This window comes from Blastococcus sp. SYSU DS0617, assembly GCF_054051075.1.
The window spans coordinates 103,356-123,136 of record NZ_JBJHAO010000001.1 but is presented as its reverse complement, the minus strand read 5'-3'; the positions used below and the strand labels follow the sequence as shown (position 1 = coordinate 123,136).

At 72.8% G+C, this 19,781-nt stretch carries 17 protein-coding genes and 1 tRNA gene; 6 read left to right on the top strand and 12 right to left on the bottom strand.

From position 1 onward, the window contains the following. Positions 1–86: 86 nt before the first annotated feature. The 4 genes from ACI793_RS00595 to ACI793_RS00580 form a co-directional block, all read right to left on the bottom strand. Positions 87–419, bottom strand: coding sequence for a hypothetical protein (locus ACI793_RS00595; protein WP_456604427.1), 333 nt, complete (start codon positions 417–419; stop codon positions 87–89). A gap of 10 nt (positions 420–429) precedes the next feature. Next, positions 430–1,320, bottom strand: coding sequence for a 1,4-dihydroxy-2-naphthoyl-CoA synthase (locus ACI793_RS00590; RefSeq protein ID WP_456604426.1), 891 nt, complete (start codon positions 1,318–1,320; stop codon positions 430–432). Between the two features lie 43 nt (positions 1,321–1,363). Then, positions 1,364–2,143 carry a hypothetical protein gene (locus tag ACI793_RS00585; RefSeq protein WP_456604425.1) on the bottom strand — a complete coding sequence of 260 codons (780 nt, stop codon included), beginning with the start codon at positions 2,141–2,143 and terminating at the stop codon, positions 1,364–1,366. A gap of 126 nt (positions 2,144–2,269) precedes the next feature. Beyond that, positions 2,270–2,770, bottom strand: a complete 501-nt coding sequence (locus ACI793_RS00580) for an NUDIX domain-containing protein (RefSeq protein WP_456604424.1) — start codon at positions 2,768–2,770, stop codon at positions 2,270–2,272. 94 nt (positions 2,771–2,864) lie between these two features. Here ACI793_RS00580 and ACI793_RS00575 point away from each other — a divergent pair, with 94 nt between their 5' ends. From ACI793_RS00575 to ACI793_RS00565, 3 genes are read left to right on the top strand one after another with little or no spacing between them, the layout of a single operon-like run. Next, positions 2,865–3,323: a MaoC family dehydratase gene (locus ACI793_RS00575; protein ID WP_456604423.1), complete on the top strand. Its 459-nt coding sequence runs from the start codon at positions 2,865–2,867 to the stop codon at positions 3,321–3,323. Positions 3,324–3,327: 4 nt separating this feature from the next. Continuing rightward, the gene (locus ACI793_RS00570; RefSeq protein WP_456604422.1) at positions 3,328–3,900 is read left to right on the top strand and encodes an LOG family protein; all 573 of its coding nucleotides are present in this window, start codon (positions 3,328–3,330) and stop codon (positions 3,898–3,900) included. 51 nt (positions 3,901–3,951) lie between these two features. After that, positions 3,952–5,100: an NAD(P)/FAD-dependent oxidoreductase gene (locus ACI793_RS00565; protein ID WP_456604421.1), complete on the top strand. Its 1,149-nt coding sequence runs from the start codon at positions 3,952–3,954 to the stop codon at positions 5,098–5,100. Here the strand turns inward: ACI793_RS00565 and ACI793_RS00560 are convergent. The 5 genes from ACI793_RS00560 to ACI793_RS00540 all read right to left on the bottom strand — a co-directional run bounded on the left by ACI793_RS00560 (position 5,039) and on the right by ACI793_RS00540 (position 11,452). After that, positions 5,039–6,361 carry an alkaline phosphatase family protein gene (locus ACI793_RS00560; RefSeq protein ID WP_456604420.1) on the bottom strand — a complete coding sequence of 441 codons (1,323 nt, stop codon included), beginning with the start codon at positions 6,359–6,361 and terminating at the stop codon, positions 5,039–5,041. The two genes, ACI793_RS00565 and ACI793_RS00560, sit on opposite strands and share 62 nt — an antisense overlap. Further along, positions 6,358–8,025 (bottom strand): alkaline phosphatase D family protein, encoded by a 1,668-nt coding sequence (locus ACI793_RS00555; protein ID WP_456604419.1) that lies wholly within the window; start codon positions 8,023–8,025, stop codon positions 6,358–6,360. Before ACI793_RS00555 ends, ACI793_RS00560 begins: the two co-directional genes overlap by 4 nt. A 618-nt stretch (positions 8,026–8,643) precedes the next feature. After that, the gene (locus ACI793_RS00550; protein ID WP_456604418.1) at positions 8,644–9,372 is read right to left on the bottom strand and encodes a GerMN domain-containing protein; all 729 of its coding nucleotides are present in this window, start codon (positions 9,370–9,372) and stop codon (positions 8,644–8,646) included. Then, the gene (locus ACI793_RS00545; RefSeq protein WP_456604417.1) at positions 9,369–10,742 is read right to left on the bottom strand and encodes a sensor histidine kinase; all 1,374 of its coding nucleotides are present in this window, start codon (positions 10,740–10,742) and stop codon (positions 9,369–9,371) included. Before ACI793_RS00545 ends, ACI793_RS00550 begins: the two co-directional genes overlap by 4 nt. Next, positions 10,739–11,452, bottom strand: coding sequence for a response regulator (locus tag ACI793_RS00540; RefSeq protein WP_456604416.1), 714 nt, complete (start codon positions 11,450–11,452; stop codon positions 10,739–10,741). Before ACI793_RS00540 ends, ACI793_RS00545 begins: the two co-directional genes overlap by 4 nt. Positions 11,453–11,583: 131 nt before the next feature. Here ACI793_RS00540 and ACI793_RS00535 point away from each other — a divergent pair, with 131 nt between their 5' ends. Next, complete coding sequence (locus tag ACI793_RS00535; protein WP_456604415.1) at positions 11,584–11,940, top strand: STAS domain-containing protein; 357 nt, start codon at positions 11,584–11,586, stop codon at positions 11,938–11,940. Beyond that, a complete protein-coding gene (locus ACI793_RS00530) occupies positions 11,940–12,203 on the top strand; it encodes an STAS domain-containing protein (protein ID WP_456604785.1) in 264 nt (87 codons plus the stop codon). Before ACI793_RS00535 ends, ACI793_RS00530 begins: the two co-directional genes overlap by 1 nt. Positions 12,204–12,265: 62 nt before the next feature. On the opposite strand, the gene ACI793_RS00525 is transcribed toward ACI793_RS00530, so the two are convergent. Then, complete coding sequence (locus tag ACI793_RS00525; RefSeq protein WP_456604784.1) at positions 12,266–13,099, bottom strand: hypothetical protein; 834 nt, start codon at positions 13,097–13,099, stop codon at positions 12,266–12,268. A gap of 1,081 nt (positions 13,100–14,180) precedes the next feature. Between ACI793_RS00525 and ACI793_RS00520 the strand changes: the two genes are divergently transcribed. Further along, positions 14,181–16,349 carry a KAP family P-loop NTPase fold protein gene (locus ACI793_RS00520; protein ID WP_456604414.1) on the top strand — a complete coding sequence of 723 codons (2,169 nt, stop codon included), beginning with the start codon at positions 14,181–14,183 and terminating at the stop codon, positions 16,347–16,349. Between the two features lie 423 nt (positions 16,350–16,772). On the opposite strand, the gene ACI793_RS00515 is transcribed toward ACI793_RS00520, so the two are convergent. After that, positions 16,773–16,859, bottom strand: a tRNA-Ser gene (locus tag ACI793_RS00515). A 14-nt stretch (positions 16,860–16,873) separates the two neighbouring features. Continuing rightward, positions 16,874–19,552 carry a putative bifunctional diguanylate cyclase/phosphodiesterase gene (locus ACI793_RS00510; protein ID WP_456604413.1) on the bottom strand — a complete coding sequence of 893 codons (2,679 nt, stop codon included), beginning with the start codon at positions 19,550–19,552 and terminating at the stop codon, positions 16,874–16,876. Between the last annotated feature and the right edge of the window lie 229 nt (positions 19,553–19,781).

Here is a 19,781-nt window from a genome sequence, read left to right as displayed (position 1 = left end):
GGTGGAGTCACCACAATGACCTTGCGCCCGCGTATCGCAGATAACTGTGATGCCGCGGCACGTCCGTGCGCGCCGGAGAGGCCGGCTCAGGCGCCCGCGGCGGGCTCCACCTGCACGCGGATGCTCGCGCCGTCGTCGGACAGCCGGCCCTCGCTCCGGGCCCGCGCCACCATCTCGTCCCACTGCCCCGTCCAGTCGGCCGCGGTGGCCCGCGGCTCGGCGGCGGCGCGCAGGGCCGCGGCATCCAGCTGCGCGGTACCGGCGTCCTGCATCCGGCCGAGGCCGGAGCGCTCCAGGACCTCGGCGGCCTCCTCGTCGGTGACCTGACCCAGCGCCAGGACGCACCGGCTCAGGTCGTCGATGTCGACGACCCGCGCCTCGGGGCGCTCGTCCGCGCCCGTGACCACCTCGACGATCATGTTCTCCTCCTCAGACGTGCCAGGGGAACCGGGTGAAGTCCGGGTCGCGCTTCTCCAGGAAGGCGTCCCGGCCCTCGACGGCCTCCTCGGCCATGTAGGCCAGGCGGGTGGTCTCGCCGGCGAACAGCTGCTGGCCGACCAGCCCGTCGTCGATCAGGTTGAACGAGTACTTGAGCATCCGCTGGGCGGTCGGGCTCTTGGCGACGATCTTCCTCCCCCACTCCAGGGCGGTGGCCTCCAGCTCCGCATGGGGGACGACGCGGTTGACCATGCCCATCGCGTGGGCGTCCTGCGCGGTGTACTCCTCACCCAGGAAGAAGATCTCGCGGGCGAACTTCTGCCCGACCTGCCGGGCGAGGTACGCCGAGCCGAACCCGCCGTCGAAGCTGCCGACGTCGGCGTCGGTCTGCTTGAACCGGGCGTGCTCGGCGCTGGCCAGGGTCAGGTCGGACACCACGTGCAGGCTGTGCCCGCCGCCGGCCGCCCACCCGGGGACGACGCAGAGGACGACCTTGGGCATGAACCGGATCAGCCGCTGCGCCTCGAGGATGTGCAGCCGCCCGCTGCTGCGCCCCTTGTCGTGCTCGTAGCCGTACTTGCCGCGCACCCGCTGGTCACCGCCCGAGCAGAACGCCCAGCCGCCGTCCTTGGGGCTGGGGCCGTTGCCGGTCAGGATCACGCAGCCGACGTCGGTGGACAGCCGGGCGTGCTCGAGCGCGGTGATCAGCTCGTCGACCGACTGCGGGCGGAACGCGTTGCGCACCTCGGGCCGGTCGAAGGCGATGCGGACGACGCCGGAGTCGACGGCCCGGTGGTAGGTGATGTCGGCGAAGTCGAACCCCTCGACCGGCCGCCACGCGGAGCTGTCGAAGATCTCGGAGACGTCGTCGCGGGCGCTCATGCAGCGAACCTTACGAACCGTCCGCCGGGAGCGGCTTCCCGCCTCACCTGCCGAGCAGCCCGCCGACCGCCCCGGTCACCCCGCCGACGACCTCGCCGACCGGCTCGGTGACCGGCGCCAGCACCTCTCCCACCGGCTCCGTGACCGGCGCCAGCACCTCTCCCACCGGCTCGGTGATCGGCGCCAGCGCCTCGCAGAGGCAGTCCGCCACGACCGGCGTGGGGGTGGCCGCGGGCGGTGGCGGTGGCGCCGGGGTGTGCGAGGGCTCCGCCGGCTCGCGCACGGGCGCGGGCTTCGGCTGGTGGACGGGCGCGGGCGCCACTGGCGGTGCCGGCGCCGGCGCGGGGGCGGGGGCGGGGGCGGGGGCGGGCTTCGCGGGCAGGGGCTGGACCGGCGCGGTGGCCGGCTGCCTCCCCGCCGCTGGTGCCGGGCTCGCGGCCTCGCCGGCCGACGTGGCACCGGGCGCCGCTGCGGACCACCCGGGGTCCGTGCCGGCGGCCGCACCTGAGCCGGCCGCCCGGTCGGGCGAGCCGGCACCTGTGTCGGCCACCCGGACGCTCCCCGCGGTGTCCATCCCGCTCAGGGACGCAACCGGTCCGTCCCCGCTCCGGCCGTCGGCCCCGCCGTCGTCGCCGTCCGTCCCGCCGCTCCCGACGTCGCCGTCGTCCGTCCCGACTCCGGGCACGGTGCCGGTGAAGACGTCCGCCTCCCGGTCGGCGCCCTCGGACGGGGTGGTGGACAGCACGATGGCCAGGGGTGCGGCGATCAGCAGCGCGGCGCACAGCAGCGACAGCAGCAGCAGGGCGCGCGCGCGTCCGCGCACGTCCCCGGTCCGGCCGGCGACGGTCGCCGTCCGCGGCGGTGAGGGAGGCGCGGCATGGCGGGACAACGACGGCTCCTCGGGCGGTAGGAGTGAGACCTGGGTCTCACTGCCCAGGTCGGCCCGAGGCTATACCTGTGATCCGGAGTTCCGCTCAGGACCACCCGCGGCGAGCAGCGGGCGCAGCCGGTCCAGCGACGCGGCCAGCCCCGGGTGCAGGTCGACGGCGGACAGCTCGGCGACCGGCCACCAGGCCACGCCGTCGCTCTCGCCGTCCAGACGTAGCTCGCGCGGATCGATCGGCCGCGCCGGACGCGCCAGGACGGTCGTGTAGACCCAGCCGCCGTGGTCGTCGACCGACCAGGCGCCCAGGACGACGTCGTCGGGGGTCAGCCCCAGCTCCTCCTGCACCTCGCGCAGCGCGCCGACGTGCGCCGGCTCGCCGGCGTGCAGCGCGCCGCCGGGCGTGCCCCAGGTGCCGCCGTGGTGGGACCACAGGGCGCGGTGCTGGAGCAGCACCTCCGGGCCGGCGGCGCCGTCGCGGTGCAGGAACAGCCCGGCCGCGCCCGCCCGGCCCCAGTGCTGGTGCCCCAGGGCGCAGGAGGTCCAGCCGTCGGTGGACGAGAACACGTGCCCAGTGAACCCCACCGCGCCGGGCCGCTCCGGGTGAGCACGTAGGTTCCAGGGGGACAACGCCCGCGCGCCCCCGACGGAGGACCTCTCGATGAGCACCACCACGACCATGGCCGAGCTGCCCGGACTCGTCGGCAAGGAGCTGGGCACCAGCGAGTGGTACGAGGTGACGCAGGAGCACGTGAACCTCTTCGCCGACGCCACCGGCGACCACCAGTGGATCCACGTCGACCCGGAGCGCGCGACGAAGGAGAGCCCCTTCGGCGGCCCGATCGCCCACGGCTACCTGACGCTGTCGCTGCTGGTGCCGCTGTTCGGCTCGGTCCTGCGGGTCACCGACACGGTGATGGGCGTGAACTACGGGCTGAACAAGGTCCGCTTCCCCTCCCCGGTCCCGGTGGGCTCGAAGGTGCGGCTGACCGCGACGCTGGCCGGCATCGAGGACATCGCCGGCGGCAAGCAGCTCACCTTCTCCTGCGTCATCGAGCGCGAGGGCGGGGACAAGCCGGTCTGCATCGCCGAGCCGGTGTACCGCTACTACGGCGGCTGATCCGGTGCGCGTCGCCGTCTTCACCGGCTCGCACGCCGGGCCGGCGGCGCACGCCGACGCGGCGGCGGCCTTCGCCACCGACCTGGCGCGGGCCGGGGTCGGCATCGTCTACGGCGGCGGCAAGGTCGGGCTGATGGGCGTCGTCGCCGATGCCGCGCTGGCGGCCGGTGGCGAGGTCATCGGCGTGATCCCGCAGCACCTGGTGGACGACGAGGTCGCCCACCCCGCGCTGCCGCGGCTGGAGATCGTGCAGACCATGCACGAGCGCAAGGCGGTGATGGCCGACCTGGCCGACGCGTTCGTCGCGCTGCCCGGCGCCGCGGGCACCCTCGAGGAGCTGTTCGAGGCCTGGACCTGGGGCATGCTCGGGCTGCACGCCAAGCCGACGGCGCTGGTCGACGTCGACGGGTTCTGGCAGCCCCTGGTCGGCCAGCTGCGCCGGATGGTCGACGACGGCTACCTCGACGCCGCCCGGCTGGACGCGCTCGGCGTGGTGCACGACGCCGCGGAGCTGCTGCGGTTCGTCGAGGGCTACGAGCACCCGGCGCGCAAGTGGACCGCCCCGTCGTCGTCCTGACCACGGGCCCCGGCCGGGCGGTGACCGCGGGAACTGCCTAGCGTCGGTGCCGTGGAGCACTGGGACGTCGTCGTCGTGGGCGCCGGACCGGCCGGAGCCGCCGCCGCGCTCGCCGCCCGCCGGGCCGCGCCGGCCACCCGGGTGCTGCTGCTCGACCGCGCCGCGTTTCCCCGCGACAAGGTCTGCGGCGACGGCATCGCCCCCGAGGCGCTCGATGTGCTGCAGCGGCTCGGCGTGGAGCCGGCAGCGCTCACCGACGGCTTCGCCCCCGTGCCGCGGCTGCGGCTGCGCTCCCCGGGCGGGGCCGCCGTGGAGCGGGCGATGCGCCGTCCCGCGCACGTGGTGCCGCGGCAGGTGCTGGACGCCCGGATCCTCGACGCCGCCGTCGCCGGCGGCGCGGAGCTGCGCCGGCACCAGGTGCGGCGGCTGACGGTGCACCCGGACCGTGTCCAGGTCGACGACGCATGCACCGCGGGCGTGGTGATCGGTGCCGACGGCGCGGAGTCCGTCGTCCGCAGGGGGCTGGGGCTGGCAGCCAACCGGCCGGACCGGATGGCGGTGGCCCTGCGCGGCTACGCACCGGAGCTCCCCGGGCAGCGCGGCGTGCAGGTCATCGCCACCACCGAGCAGCGCTGGCCGGCCTACGCGTGGTCGTTCCCGCTCGGCGACGGCCGGGCCAACGTCGGCTACGGGGAACTGGTCTCCGCCGGCGCGAGCCGGACGGCGCTGGTGGAGGGTCTGCACCGGCTGCTGCCCGGCGTCGAGCCCGACGGGTTGCGCGCGCACCGCCTGCCGCTGTCCACCCAGCGGCCGCGGCAACCCGACGGGCGGGTGCTGCTCGCCGGCGACGCCGCGTCACTGATCAATCCGCTGACCGGCGAGGGGATCTTCTACGCCGTCCTCTCGGGTGCGCTCGCCGGCGCTGCCGCGGTGTCCGGTCCCGCGGCCGGGCAGGCCTACCGGCGGGCGCTGCACCGCCGGCTGGGCCGGCACCTCCGGCACTCCTCGGCGGCCTCGCTGGTGAGCCGGTGGCCGCGGATCATGGACGCCGCCTTCCGGGCCGCCGTGACCGACCAGGGCGTCTTCGACGACGTCGTCGACCTGGGGCTGGCCGACGGCCGGCTGACCGCGCGCACGCTCAGCGCGGCCGCCCGCCACCTCGGCCGACGCCCCGCCCACGGCCGGCCGGCACCGCGGTGAACGCCGCGGTGCGCGCCGTGCCGTCGTACCCGCCCCGCGGGGCCGGGAGGCCGAAGAGCGCCCCCACGGTCGGGGCGACGTCGACCGTCCGGGCCGGATCGCTGCTGACCGCGCCCCGCCGGACGACCGGGTGCCCGCCGCTCACCAGGAAGGGGATCGGTTCGGTGACGGGGTGCCCGTGGTTGCCCGGCAGCGGGTTGGACAGCGGCGTCGTGTCGCTGAACCGCCAGCCGGCCCGCGCGTAGCAGACCAGGTCGCCCGCCTCCGGCCCGAGGCGCAGCTCCCGCGGGTCGTGCACCGACAGCACGCCCGGGTGGGCGGCGACCAGCCGGCGGACGTCCCGCAGACCGGCGCTGCGCCGGGACGCCGGCCCGGTCCAGTAGACGAGGTCCGCCCCGCCGTTCTGCCCGATCCGCACCGACTCGCGCAGGTCCGGCCGGCTGCGCAGCAGCAGGTCGAGCGACACCAGGTTCGTCACGAGCGACCAGTCCATCGAGTGGTCGGCGAGCACGAGCACCACGCTGTTCTCCCACCGCCCGGTGCGCCGCAGGTGGTCGGTGAACCGGCCGATCTGGACGTCGCTGCTGGCCAGTGCGGCCTTGCGCGCGGCGCCCAGCAGCGGGCCGGTCAGGTCGCTGTGGCCCACGCGGTCGACGTCGCCCAGGTTCACGAAGACCAGGTTCGGATCGAACTGGTCGACCATCGCGATGGCGGCGTCCATCGTGAACACGTCGGGTGCGTGGCCGCTGCCCGGCACCACGGGCCGCGGCTCCCAGCGGTGCGTGGCCCGGGTGCCGAAGATGCCGAACAGGTACTCCTTGGACAGCACCGTCCCCGTGGTGCCGCCCGCGGCGTTCAGCCGCTCGATCACCGTGGGGAACCGCAGGTCCGTCGGCCGGTCCAGGGTGCGGATCGTGGCCTCGCGCCGGTCGAACACGGAGTTGGCCGGCACGCCGGACCGGTCCGGCCGGACGCCGGTCATCATCATCACGTGGTTGGGGATGGTCTCCATCACCGGGAGCGACCGCGCCGCGGGGAACCAGGTGCCCTCCGCCCGCAGGGCCGACAGCCGGGGCATCAGGACCGGCTCCACCTCGGCCGGTGACGAGCCGTCGAGCACCAGCACGTAGACCCGCAGGCCGGGCCGGGAGGTGGCCCGCGCCGGCGGGGCGCCCATGGCCGACGAGAGGACGACGGCGGCGCCGCCGGCGACCCCGACCTGCAGGAAGCGGCGCCGGTCCATCGCCGTGCCCCCGGTCACGCGAGGCTCCCGCGCACCTGCTCGACCCGCTGGGTCCCGGCCGGCACCCGGTAGGACACCGAGTGGATGGCCGCCGCGTTGCGATCGGTGCGGTCGGTCAGCACGTACCAGTCCATCTGCGCTCCTGCGGGGGTCACCTCGAGCACGGAGAAGCCGTGCGAGTCGAAGTCCAGGTACTTGATGTGCGGGTTGTTCACCTTGATCGCGGTCTCCGCCACCTTCGAGGTGGTCCCCGGCGGCGTCCCGGTGATGTCGTCGAGGTTGTCACTGGTCACCGAGGTGCAGACCAGCTCGACGCCGAGGCTGCGGCGGGTGACCGGATAGGTGAGCCCGTCCGCCGGCAGCTCGCAGGCCCACCCGGAGTGGATGTCACCGGTCAGGAACACGGTGTCCCGGATGCCGTGGTCGCGCAGGTGGCCCAGGACCTTCGCGCGCTCGGCGGGGTAGCCGTCCCACTGGTCCACGTTGTAAGGGACCCCCGTGACCGGTGGCGCCCCGAGGTCCACCAGGGTGGCGATGCCCGCCGCCGTCCGGGTGTCGAGCGCGTTCGGGAAGCGGACCGGCGCGATCATCACCGGGTTGCCGACGAGCTTCCACTGCACCGTGGGATCGGACAGGCCGTCGAGCAGGAACTGCAGCTGGGCCGCGCCGGTGAGCGTGCGCCCCGGGTCGCCCAGCGCCGGGTCCAGCGGTGAGCCGGCCTGCTGGTCGCGGTGGGTGCGCAGGTCGAGCATCGACAGGCTGGCCAGGGAGCCGAAGCGCAGCCGCCGGTAGAACGGCTGCCCCGGCTCCCACCGGACCGGCATCCACTCGGCGTAGGCCCGGTAGGCGGCCGCCCGCCGCTGCGACCACGTCCCCTCGGCGCCCTCGGTGTGGTTCTCGGCGCCGCCGGACCACGCGTCGTTGGCCGTCTCGTGGTCGTCCCACGTGACGACCCACGGCGCCGCGGCGTGCAGCGCCTGCAGGTCGGGATCGGCCTTGTACTGGGCGTGCCGCCGCCGGTAGTCCGCCAGCGTGGTCATCTCCCGGGGCGGGTCGTGCGGCCGCACGACGACGTCGCGGGCCTGGTACTCACCGGGCGCGTACTCGTAGAGGTAGTCGCCCAGGTGGAGGACCAGGTCGAGGTCCCGGCGGCGGGCCAGGTGGCGGTAGGCGGTGAACCAGCCGGCCTGGAGGTTCGCGCAGGACACCACCGCCATGCGCAGCCGGCCCGGGGCCGCGCCGTCGGCCGGTGCCGTGCGGGTGCGCCCGACCGGTGACAGCACCCCCTGGCAGCGGAACCGGTACCAGTACTCGGTCCCCGGCCGCAGCCCGGCGGCGTCGACCTTGACGGTGTGGTCGCGCTCGGGCCCGGTGCGGACCGCACCCCGGCGCACGATCCGCCGGAAGGCGGGATCGGTCGCGATCTCCCACTCCACGGGCGCGCCCTGGCCGGCGCCCGGCTCCCGGCCGGGGGTCACCCGCGTCCACAGGATGACGGCACCGGGCAGCGGATCACCCGAGGCGACGCCGTGCGCGAACCGCGGCCGGGCCGCGGCCGGCGGGGTGCGCGGTGGGGTCGCCCCGGCCCGGGAGGGAACCGTGGCGACGGCGGCACCGGCACCGGCGACGGCGGCCAGCTGGAGCGCGGTGCGACGGGGCAGGGGGGAGGAGGACAGGGTCACGTACCGACCATCGAGCGTGGCGGCAGCTGGTGACGGCCTTCCCGCCACTGTTCACCGACCGTTCCCCGACCGGTCGACGGCACACCCGCCGCCGGTCCTCGTGCGGCGACAGGCTTCCGGCGTGACCCACGTCGAGGTCCCGCGGTCCACCCGTCTCCTCTCCCTCGCTGCCGTCGTCGCCGGCGCCACCGCCGAAGGGCTGCTCGTCCGCACCGGCGCACGCCGGAGGCAGCGCCTGCAGATGTGCACCGCCGCCCGTGTGCTCACCGCCCTCGGCGCCCGCGTGCGCGTCGTCCCCCCGCCCGTCCCGTGGCCACGCACGGGCGGATCGCTGGTGACCGGGCACGACGCCGGCTGGCTCGGCGACCTCGCCGTCCTCACCTCGGTGCCGCGCGCCCTCCCCGGCTGGGCGGAGCTCGCCGACCGCGTGCTGCCCTTCCCGGGCGCGGCCGCTCCTCCAGCCGACGACAGCCAGGTGCGCTGCCCCGTCACCCTGACCTACCGGACGGCGGACGGCCCGCTGCGCCGGCTGCCCCGGCGGCTCGACGAGGTGGCGGCGCTGCGCGACCTGGTCATCGAGGCCTGGCTGCTGGCGCCCGTCGCCGTCGGCCCGGCGGGTCAGGAGGGCGGAGCGGCCGGCTCGGTACCGGGCGGTGCGTCGGCGGGCGGCGCGTCGGACGCCGGTGCATCCAGGGTCGCCGGCACGTCCGGCTGGGCCTCCTCGGGGGCCGGAACGGCGGCGGGGGTGCGGAAGGCCGCGTAGTCCTCCGCGGTCAGCGGGCCGGCGGTCAGCTCCCCGGCCGGCAGGGGGGCCTCGATCGGCTCGCCGGCCAGTTCGAGCAGCACCGACTCCACGCCCGGGACGCTGGTCGCGGTGAGCACGATCTGCGCGACGGCCCGCCGTCCGGAGACCCCGGCCGGCGCCTGCGCCGACGGGTTGAGGTTCAGGTCGATCGTCGCCGTACCGCCCTCGAGGCCGGTGACGCCGAGCCGGACCTCCGGCGGCAGCGACGTGGACAGCTGCTCGTCCCGCTCACCCCGGGTGGGCCCGGCGGCCAGCTGCTCGAGGAGATAGGCGAGCCGCTCACGGCGTGATGTCCCGCTCACCTCGCGCACGCGGGGCACCAGGGTCCCGTCCGTGGTCAGCCAGTGCACGCGCGACGTGTCGACATTGGCCTCGGGCGGTGCGGTGGGCGTGGCCGTCGGACTGGGCGCGGCCAGTCCGTAGGGCACGTCCGTCGCAGCGATCGTCGACGGCGAGCCGCCCGTCGGCACGCCGCACCCCGCGGCGACGGCGACCACCAGCCCGGCTGCCGCTGCCGCCCAGCCCGCACGGAAGCCGGTCACGTGGGCTCCGCCGGCAGCGAGAGGGAGAAGCGCGCCCCGCCCTCCGGACCGTCGGCGACCCAGGCCGCACCGCCGTGCCGCACCGCGGTCTCGGACACGATCGCCAGCCCCAGACCCGCGCCCGGGAGCGAGCGGCGCGCGGCCCCCGCCCCGCGGGCGAACCGCTCGAAGATCCGTTCCCGGTCCTGCACCGGTACGCCCGGCCCGGCGTCGTCCACGGCCACGACGACGGTGTCCTCCGACCGCTGGACGGTCACCCGGCGCGATCCGCCGGCATGCCGGTCGGCGTTGTCGAGCAGGTTGCGCAGGGCCCGCTCCAGGCTGTTCTTGTTGCCTCGCACCACCGTCTCCTCGTCGGGGTCGCCGTCGAGCAGCTCGGAGGGCCGGCCGGTGACCGCGAGCACCTCACGGGCCAGCGCGGTCATGGACACCGGCCGGCTGGACTCGGCGATCGCGTCGCCGTCCAGGCGGGCCAGCTCCAGCAGGTCGTCGAGCATCCGGCGGAACCGGCGCAGCTCCCCCTCCACCAGCGTCAGGGCCTGCCGCGCCCGTGGCGACAGCTCCTCGCGGCGGGCCCCGAGCACCTCGACGCTGGTGACCAGGCTGGTGAGCGGGCTGCGCAGCTCGTGGCTGACGTCGCCGACGAAGCGCGCGTCGCGCTCGATGCGGGCGCTCAGCGCGTCCACCATGCTGTTGAACCCCGCCACGATGGCGACCAGGTCGGGGTCGTCGGTCGGCGGCAGCCGGGTGGCGAGCTCACCTCCGGCGATCCGCGTGGCCGCGACGGCGACCTGCTCGAGCGGCTGCACGGCCCGCCGGCTGGCCCACACGCCGACGCCCGCGCCCGCCGCGGTGGCCGCGACCGCCGACGCGGCCAGCACCGCCGACAGCGTCGCGAGCACCTGCCGCAGCTCGGTGAGCCGGCCGACGGCGTAGAACTCGACGCCCACCGAGCGCAGCGGCACCCCGACCACGAGCGCCGGCCCGGCGGGTGCGTCGATGCGCACGGTCCCCGCCGCGCCACCGGCCACGATGTCCTGCAGCTCCGTCGGGACGTCCCGGGCACCGATGTCCAGGGTGGAGGAGTACCAGGAGTCGCCGCTGCGCAGGACGACGTCGGCTCCTCCCGAGGGCACCAGCTCGGTCAGCAGCTCGCCGACGTCGGTGCCGGCGGTGGCCAGCCGGCTGTTGAGCACGTTCGCGTCGGCGAAGGCCTGGCGGGTGAGCGAGTCCTCCCGCTGCTCGAGCAGGTAGTTGCGGGACAGCAGGAACGTGGCGGTCACCAGCACGATCGACACGAGCAGCGTGACCGCGGCGAACCCGAGGACGATGCGCGCCCGGAGCCCGCGCGGCCCGAGCGCGAGCCTCACTGGGGATCGAGCCGGTAGCCCAGCCCCCGCACGGTGATCACCAGGCGCGGCGCACTCGGATCGGTCTCGACCTTCGTGCGCAGCCGCCGCACGTGGACGTCGACGATGCGCTCGTCGCCGAAGAACCCGTGCTCCCAGACCCGCTCGAGCAGCGCCTGGCGGCTGAACACCCGGCCCGGCGAGCCGGCGAGCTCGCACAGCAGCCGGAACTCGGTGAGCGTCAGCGGCAGCTGCTCCTCGCCGCGGTGCACGGTGCCGCGTCCCTCGTTGAGCACCAACGGCGCGGCCGGGTCGGAGTCCAGCACCACCGCCTCGGGAGGCCGCTCCGAGCTGGCGCCCCCGGCCCGCCGCCGCAGCGCCCTCAGCCGCGCGGTGATCTCCTTGACCTCGAACGGCTTCGTCACGTAGTCGTCGGCACCGGCCTCCAGGGCCGCGACGATGTCGTGCGTGTCGGCCCGGGCGCTGACCACGATGATCGGCAGGTCGTGGTCGCGCCGGACGTCGCGGATGACGGCGTACCCGTCCATAGAGCCCAGCATCAGGTCCACGACCATCAGGTCGGGTGCGGCCATGGCGACCGCCCGCACGGCGTCCTCGCCCGATGCCGCCTCGGCGACGTCGTAGCCCTCGTCCTCCAGCGCCCACCGCAGGGCGGTGCGGATCGAGTCGTCGTCCTCGACGACCAGCAGACGGAGGGGCACGGCCGACATGCTGCCACCGCCGCCGGACCGGCCGCCCAGGCGGTCGGCACCGTCATGCGATCGCAAAGCACCGTCCCAGCGGATCGCAACAACGCTCAGCGACGCTGAGGCTCCCGCCCCCGGCGTCGAGGAGATGCTGCATGACCACCACCGCTGCTGCCCGCCCTGCGGCCGCCGGCCGGGTCGACGCGTCCGGGGACGAGGTGACCATCCACCTCGACGACTCGCTGTTCGCCGACGGTCTGGCCGACGTCCGGTGGCTCCTGCACGACGCGCTGCTGGCCGGCGCCCGGCGGCTGGTGGTCGACCTGACCCGCGTGCAGAACCTGTCCAGCACCGCGGTGGCCAGTTTCCTGTGGGCCCACCGCATCTGCCGCGCCCGCGGCGGCACCGTGATCCTGCGCGGCGCCAACCGGCGCACCCTCGACCTGCTGCGGCGCACCGGGCTGTGGCGCGTCCTCCGGCTCGAGAACGGCCGGGAGAGGAACGCGGCGTGATGCTGTCCGAGACCGTCGATCTGCGGATCGGGTTGATCCGGGCCTCCGGCCACCTCACCGCCCAGGGCGCGGACCTGCTGCGCGGCACCGCCGACTCGCTCCGCGAGGGCGGGCACCGCCGCGTCGTCCTCGACCTCGCCGGGGTGCGGGCCGCCGACGACGCCGGGCTGGATGTGCTGCGCCGCTTGCGCACCGACTTCGCCGAGGACGGCGGCGAACTCGTCCTGCAGCACGCCGGCCAGCTCAGCCCCGAGCCGGTCTGAGCGAACGCCCCGGAGAACCTCCGCCCGGGTCGGCCCGGCGCGGGGCGGGCCGACCCGGCCGGTCAGCGCAGTGCGGTCACCAGCGCGCACGCGGTGGCCCCGGTCGGCTCCACGACGAAGCCGAGCTGCTCCAGGACGTCGAGGATCGCTGCGTTCATCAGCCGCTGCACGGCTTCGTCGGCGGTGGCGCCCCGGGAGTGCTGCAGGCTCATCCGGTCGTGCGGTCGCCAGCTGACCAGCAGTCCGCCCGCGTCCTGGTCCGGGACCAGGCAGACGCCGCCCCCCGACTGCCCGGGTCCGGAGTCGTGCAGCGGCAGGCCCGCCTCGACCAGGGCCGCCGCGACCTCGACCACGAGGGTGGTCAGCGGGTCGGTGTCGGTGAGCAGGTCGTCCCACTCGGCGGGCAGCCGGTCCAGGTGCCGGCCCAGCTCGCCCAGCCAGGCCCGCTCCTCCGGTGAGGGCTTGGGCTTGACCGTGCCGTCGGTGCGCCGCGTGCCGAAGACCGTCACGGCGGAGAGCTCACCGGCGAAGGCGGCCCAGTCGGCGTCGATCCGGTCGGAGAACGGGCCGGCCAGCACCTGGGCGGACTCCCCGACCAGCCACCAGCTGGGACCGCCCTCGGCGACCGCTGCCGGCGCGGGGCGGACCGCGACGCTGCCCGACCGCCCGGCCCCGGCCCGGGCCGGGGCCGCTGCCGCGTCACCGGAGCGGGCGGGGGCACGACGGCCGGCGGGGTGGTTCGCCGACCGCGGGGTGGCCGCCCGCGCGGGCTGCTGCGCACCGTTGCGCTCGAACTCGTACCGGGCCGTGGAGCTGGCTCCGAGAACCACCACCACCCCGACGAAGAGCAGGAAGCCCAGCACCACAACTGCCGGCCAGACCAGCGTCGCGCCCATGGTCACGCGGGTACTCCTCAGCGCCTCTGCCGCGGCGGGGAAGTGCCGCGGACAGGGCAGACGCTAGGGCTGTCCGACGTCTCCCTCGGCAGTCCTGGACCCGCATGTGACCGCCCCGTCACCGGATCGTTGCGGGGGCCCCTCCAGGGGTGTGGTGACCCCTCGCCCAGGGCGGCGTCTTGTCGACAAACAGCCCCCTGACCAGCGTGAAAAGCCACGTCGCGGGGTCGGTCACCCCGAGAGGCACGTCCCGCGTGGCGTGTCGGAGGTGTCGCGCGCAGGGGGACGAGCAGGAGCGGAGGGCGTGGGATTCGACCTACGATGGGTGTTACCCCATAGCGGTTCTCAAGACCGAGCTGCGGTAGGTCTCTGAGCTTGCCGCGGTTGCTCTTGATTTGGATCGCGCTGGTGGAAGCCCGGCCCGGATTGCAGTGGGAACACTGCGGTTCGTCTTGGCCGCGCTCGGGGTTACTGCAAGGAGGCTGCACGCACCAAGGCGATCCTCCTGGGCGCCCTCACTCTCTGTGGATCATGGCGAGAGCGCGGGCGACTGGGCAGACACATCTGTTCCGATGCGGCGTCGGCCGATAGCCGCTCGCGAATGCGTCGGCCGAGGCCGTCGACCACCACCGCCGGACCCCGATCAGTCACCTCGGACGGCTGCAGCCGTTACCGTCCCCTCACGGAGAAGCGCACCACTCCTAGGAGGACATCACGGTCGGCATCGGCGAACCCGAACCGGCAAGACCGCCGCCCGCGCATCCCCGCCGCCCTTGTCACTCTGGGACCCTGCTGGCCACACGCAACAGGTGGGCCCTGCTCGACGCTACCCAGGACATGCGCGCCACCACCGGCAGCAGCTGAGTCCTCGACCCCCAGACATCACCAACGAACCCGCCAGCAGGTGGTGAGACCCGCCGGACGCGTTGCTGCCTCTTCGTTTTTCGGCACCCACTTCGACCACCGTGCGCCACAGACTAAGCGACCCACAGGGCCATTTGCGGCTTCACGTCGACACCAGGATGCCAGACCAGCACCCTCCCGCGGTTGGCCCGTTGTCAAATCTCGATGAAGGAGCGTCATGGCGGCTATCCGCATGTCCGACGAGGCGATCGACGGAAACGGCACAGAAGATCAGTTGGACCGACAGCTGTTCGCGCGGCAACTTGCCGTGACGCTTAACGCTGTTCGTCGCCAGGCGGAATCCGGAGTTCTAGCGGTCATAGGTTCGTGGGGGTCGGGCAAGACCTCAGTCCTCAACATGACTATGACCGAGCTCCAAAATGGACCCTGGGCAATCGCCGAGTTCAACCCGTGGCTATACCCAAACGAATCCGAACTTCAAAATGGCTTTTTTGCCGAACTCCGCGCCGCGATGGAGGGCGAGGCCTGGAGCGAGAGTCGTCGCCAAGTGGGCGCCTTGGGGCGAGCGCTGAGCCCTCTTGGGAAGCTAACAACACTAGCCGCCTTGCCCGACGCAAGCGATTTTTTGAAGGCAATTGCCGGTCAGGTCGAAGGAGACACGAGCGCATCCAAGACTAAGACAATGGCCGAGAAGGCCCTACGAGAAGCTGGACGACCCATTCTAGTGGTCATGGATGACTTGGATCGTTTAACCCCTGACGAACTCCTGCTTACCTTCAAGCTGGTCCGACTTGTTGGAAATTTGCCTAATGTCTACTATCTCTTATCCTATGACGAACGCACGCTTCTTGATGTCTTGAGTGCAACTTCACTTGTGGGCAAGGGGGACAAATCCCGGGCGAGCGATTACCTCGAGAAGATTGTTCAAGTCCGCCTCGATCTGCCACACTTCCGCCAGCACCAGAAGGACGCACTGGTTAATGTCCGTTTCGCCGCTCTTTTGGATCAACTCAACCTGGTCGACAGAGTCGAAGTATCTCGCGTGTCGACGGCATACCGTGCGCATCTATCTCACAGGCTGCAAACGCCAAGATCTGTCAATAGATTTTTCGCGCAAGTTGCCGCAACCTTCCCCACGGAGAGCGCAGCCGAACTCGACTTTGTCGACTTCTTCCTGATCACATGGCTGCGGACATCTGAACCTCGACTGTACTCAATGTTGGCACCCTGGAAGTCAGAGCTGACCGGGGGATCGATCCGCAATCCATACTCAGCACTTGCCGGCGCCATGGGGGGCAAGCCGTCCACTCGCGAAGAAAAGCTGCAGCTATGGCGCCACCGTCTGGAGACGTCGGGTGTCCATACAGACAACATCGGTGGCGTCCTGGAGATTCTGGGCCAGTTGTTCGTTCCGCTACGCGCGCTTATAGGAAATAGCAGTGACAATGCGGCCGCCTATCGTGACGTCGGCCGTCGACAGGGCGTCGGCCATTCCGACTACTTCGACAGATATTTCGCTTACGGCGTGCCGTCCGAAGATGTTCCCGACTCACTGATTTCTGCGGTCATCATCGAGAACACGGAACACAACCTGCTAGGATTCGGAGAGCAGACCAAAGCACTTTTCGAACTCCCCGTGGATGACACTGCGCTAGTAATCCGAAAGTTCGTGACCCGATTCGACGAAGCCCCTCCGAGAATAGGACTTCTGTGGCCATTTAGTGTGCTCTATGCGCGGATGGAACGCCAAGGCGGCCTTGGCGACCCGTCCGAGCTACTGGTCGAGCTAGCCGCCGCTGGATTAAGAGCTGGAATCGGCGAAGATGTCCTAGCATTCTTCGAGCAGATGCTCCAGGTCGATAACGAGGTCTCTGTCCTATTCTTGGCTCGGGCACTACAAGAGATTAGCCACAAGTCGGAGCGAGAGGATCGGGAGCTTCCCTCCTGGTTCGAATCCGCATCCGAACGACTGCGGCAGGCGATCCGCGACTTGTTCTCGGCATCCTCGTTCGATGATGTAACAGTCATGTCGCGCGACCAGATGATGCTGGTTTGGGCTTGGGGCGAGCTTGAACCCGACGACAGAAAAAGTTGGCTGCGGGAGCAGGTGACGTCTGGGCGGTGGACTGTCGTCGAACTTTTTGCCGCACTGCAACAAGGATCCGGCATCTACGGTGCAACGGGATTGATTCCTACTGTTGGCGATGTGCACCTGAGCAAGTTTGAGGATTACATCGGCTTGGACTTTGCTCTGGACAACGCTCGGGAGTCGCTCGAGGAGTTCGAGCTGGTCTCGATCGATTCGCATCGCACGGAGCCGACATTCGCTGATCGTCGAAATGCGGTTGCTAGCGCATTGAAGCGAGAGTTGCTGGAGCGTCAATAGCCGGCTGAACCGCACCGTCGGTATGCCAGCTTACTGCAGGATGGCCAGCCTGGACCGGCACAACCCGACTTGGATTAGGCGACTACTAGGACAGCAGGCGCTGCCCGGGCCCGGGTCGACCGCATCGCGGGCACCGGCCAACGAAGCGGCTCAGAGCAGCCGATGAGCACGGCCAAACCCAGCGGAGCGGCGCCCTGCCATTCACGGGGACGGACTCAACTCGGCCAATGTACCTTCTCCGCGACGCTGCGCTTTCCAGTCGGAACCGCACAGCACACCTCGAGGCATTGCTCTCCGTGATCGACCGCAAGGCTGCACGGCGAAGTCGGGAGCTTCACACTCCCGCCATGGCTGCGTCCTGGCTGCGCGGACGCCCGAGCGACGTCAGGGCTATCCAAGACACGTGCCAACGCGCTCGTCGAGCGGAGGGCGTGGGATTCGAACCCACGATGGGTGTTACCCCATAGCGGTTTTCAAGACCGCCGCCATCGGCCACTAGGCGAGCCCTCCTGGCGGCACCGAGGCTAGCCGGTGACCCGGATCGGCTTCAGGAGGTCGGGTTCAGGACGCCGCGGCGAGGGGATCCGCCGCGCGCTCTCCGCGGCGGCAGCGGTCAGCGGGCGGGACAGCAGGTAGCCCTGCGCGAAGTCGCACCGCTGGTCGCGGAGCCACGCCAGCTGCGCGTCCTCCTGGACGCCCTCGGCGACCACGGTCAGCCCGAAGGTGTGCGCGGCCCGGATCATCAGCTCGACGAGCTCGGCGTGGCCGGACTCCGTCGAGGCGATGAAGCTGCGGTCGATCTTCAGCATGTCCACCGGCATGCCGGCGAGCTGACCGATGGAGGTGTAGCCGGTGCCGAAGTCGTCGATGGCGACGGCGACCCCCAGCTCGCGGAGCGCGACGAGGTGCCCGAACGCGGCCGGCTCGTTGACCAGCACGGTCTCGGTGACCTCGACGACGAGCAGCTCGGGGGGCAGCCCGGACGCGAGCAGGGCGTCGGTGACGTCGCGGACGACGCGCGGGTCCGAGAGGTGGCGACCGGAGACGTTCACCGCGACGGTGAGCCCCGCGGCCGCGCGATCCTCGGCCCGCCACTCCGCGACCTGGCGGGTCGCCTCGTGCAGCACCCACCGGTCCAGGTCGCAGATCAGCTTGCTGCTCTCGGCCACCGGGATGAAGTCGTTCGGCGGGACCATGCCGACGCCGGGGCGGTTCCAGCGGACGAGCGCCTCGTAGCCGTCCAGCCGGCCGGAGCCCAGGGCCACGACGGGCTGGTAGTGCACCTCGAACTCGCCCGCGGCCAGGCCGGCGGACAGCGCCTCCTCCATCTCGACGTGGGCGGACAGCTGGGCGCGCAGCACCTCGTCGAACAGCTCCACCCGCCCCCGGCCGTGCGCCTTCGCGCGGTAGACCGCGGCGTCGGCCTCGGCGAACAGCGCGTCGGCGTCGATACCGGCGTCCTGGGTCACCGCGATGCCCACGCTCGCGCCCACCCGCAGCACCTGGCCCGACCGGCGGATCGGCCGGCTGACCGTGGTGATCAGCCGCTCGGCGAGCTCCACGAGGTCCCGTTCGGCGGAGACGGACTCGACGAGGACGACGAACTCGTCGCCACCCAGCCGGCAGACGACGTCCCCCGGGCGCAGGGTCGCGCGCAGCCGGTCGGCGACCACGCGCAGCACCGTGTCGCCCGTGGCGTGACCGTGCCGGTCGTTGACCGCCTTGAACCCGTCGAGGTCGACGAAGAGCAGACCGGTCATCGTGCCGGCCCGCCGGCCGCGGTGCAGCGCGGCGGTGGTGAGGGCGCGGGCCTGCGTGCGGTTGGGCAGATCGGTGAGCGGGTCGTGGGCGGCCTGGTGCGCCAGCGCGGTCTGGAGCTCCTCCCGCTCGCGGACGGAGTCCACCAGCTGCTCCACCGAGGCGTGCAGCAGCTCCCCCAGCGGCCCGGGGAGCGGCTCGGCGAGCACCGGTGCGGAGAGGTCCCCGCGGGTGACGGCGGCGGCCTGCGCCTGGATGCGGCGGAGCCCCGCCACGGTGGTCGCCAGGGCTGCGGAGACGGTGCGCGCCTCGCGGGGCCCGGTGCGGGAGATGTCCACGAGCTGGCCGTGGCTGATCTGCTCGGCCTCGTCGGCGAGCAGGCGCAGGGCCCGCGACACGGTGCGTCCGACGAGCACGGCGCCGCCCAGCGAGGCCAGCACCAGCAGGACGGCGGTAGCCAGCAGCCGGTCCCGCCGGCCGGTGGCCGCCTCGCGGTCGGCGGTGGAGAGCGCCTGGGCCTCGGCCACGGCGCTGTTCAACAGGTCGGTCAGCTGCGTGTCGCGGGCCGTCGCCTGCTGGACTAGGTCGATCAGCTGCGGGATCGACAGCGTCGTGCCGGCGCCGTCCAGATGGGCTTCCAGGACGCCGTCGACCGCCGCGAACGGCGGGGAGTCCGCGACCTCCCGCCAGTGCTGCTCGAGGACGGGCTGCGAGAGCTCGGCCAGGTTTTGGGTGGCGTGCTGGTAAGCGGCCCAGTTGCCGACCCAAATGGCGTCGTCGATCTCGGTGGCACCGGCCAGCTGCGTGCCGATGAACTCCGGGACCAGCCGTGCCGCCACGGTGGCGACCTCCGCGATCAGCTGCACGTCCCGCGTGGCGGCCGTCGTCACGACCGGGGCCTGCTCCGCACGGGCGGTCCGGGCCGCCTCCCGCTGTCCGACAGCCAGGTCGTCGGCCAGCGCGAGGAAGTCGTCGTAGAGCCCTACGAGATCCCCGCCGCCGGCGTCGGCCGCGTCTCGCACCCAGCCGATGCGGCGCACGGCGGCGGCCGCGGCTGCCGCGACGCCGGAATCAGCCCGGATGTCCTGCAGCGCCCGATCCGTCGCCACGCGGGTCTTCGCCAGGAGCTCCCGGGCCGGATCCCGGAGTCGGGCCACGGCGGCGCCGTCGGCCCCCAGGACGGCACTGCTGACAGGGCTGTCCACGAGCACCACGGTGAGGGTCGGGACGATCTCGCGGATGACGGCGCTGCGCGCGGCGTGCAGTGAGGCGAGCGCGCCGACCGCTGCCTCCGAGCGTGCCGCGCTGTCGGCCTCCTGCACCGCGATACGGAGGATCGCGCCGGTCAGCGCGAGCACGCCGACCAGCGGCACGAGCACCAGTGCCGTCAGGTAGAGCCACAACGGGGTGCCGCGCCGACGCCGGGCAGAGCCCTTGATCCGCATGGACCCTGCGTCGGCGCGCGGGGAGCGGTCCTTGAGCGGCGGCCTCCCCCCTCCGGGGCAGGCACTACCCATGGCCGGTTTCGAGCCGCCCGACGGCGACGTCCGCCGGCCACCGACAATGACGGACGCCGCGCGCCGTGCGGCGGAGCGGGGGGAACGTGTCGCAGGGGCTCTCGGCGGATGCCGGCCAGGGAGGGACCACGAGGCGCCGGTGGTGGATCGCGGCCCC

Bases quoted from the DNA above. Each gene is read 5' to 3' on its own strand.
- ACI793_RS00595 (WP_456604427.1), bottom strand. From the start codon at position 419: ATGATCGTCGAGGTGGTCACGGGCGCGGACGAGCGCCCCGAGGCGCGG.
- ACI793_RS00590 (WP_456604426.1), bottom strand. From the start codon at position 1,320: ATGAGCGCCCGCGACGACGTCTCCGAGATCTTCGACAGCTCCGCGTGG.
- ACI793_RS00575 (WP_456604423.1), top strand. From the start codon at position 2,865: ATGAGCACCACCACGACCATGGCCGAGCTGCCCGGACTCGTCGGCAAG.
- ACI793_RS00540 (WP_456604416.1), bottom strand. From the start codon at position 11,452: ATGTCGGCCGTGCCCCTCCGTCTGCTGGTCGTCGAGGACGACGACTCG.
- ACI793_RS00535 (WP_456604415.1), top strand. From the start codon at position 11,584: ATGACCACCACCGCTGCTGCCCGCCCTGCGGCCGCCGGCCGGGTCGAC.
- ACI793_RS00530 (WP_456604785.1), top strand. From the start codon at position 11,940: ATGCTGTCCGAGACCGTCGATCTGCGGATCGGGTTGATCCGGGCCTCC.
- ACI793_RS00525 (WP_456604784.1), bottom strand. From the start codon at position 13,099: ATGGGCGCGACGCTGGTCTGGCCGGCAGTTGTGGTGCTGGGCTTCCTG.
- ACI793_RS00520 (WP_456604414.1), top strand. From the start codon at position 14,181: ATGGCGGCTATCCGCATGTCCGACGAGGCGATCGACGGAAACGGCACA.
- ACI793_RS00510 (WP_456604413.1), bottom strand. From the start codon at position 19,552: ATGCGGATCAAGGGCTCTGCCCGGCGTCGGCGCGGCACCCCGTTGTGG.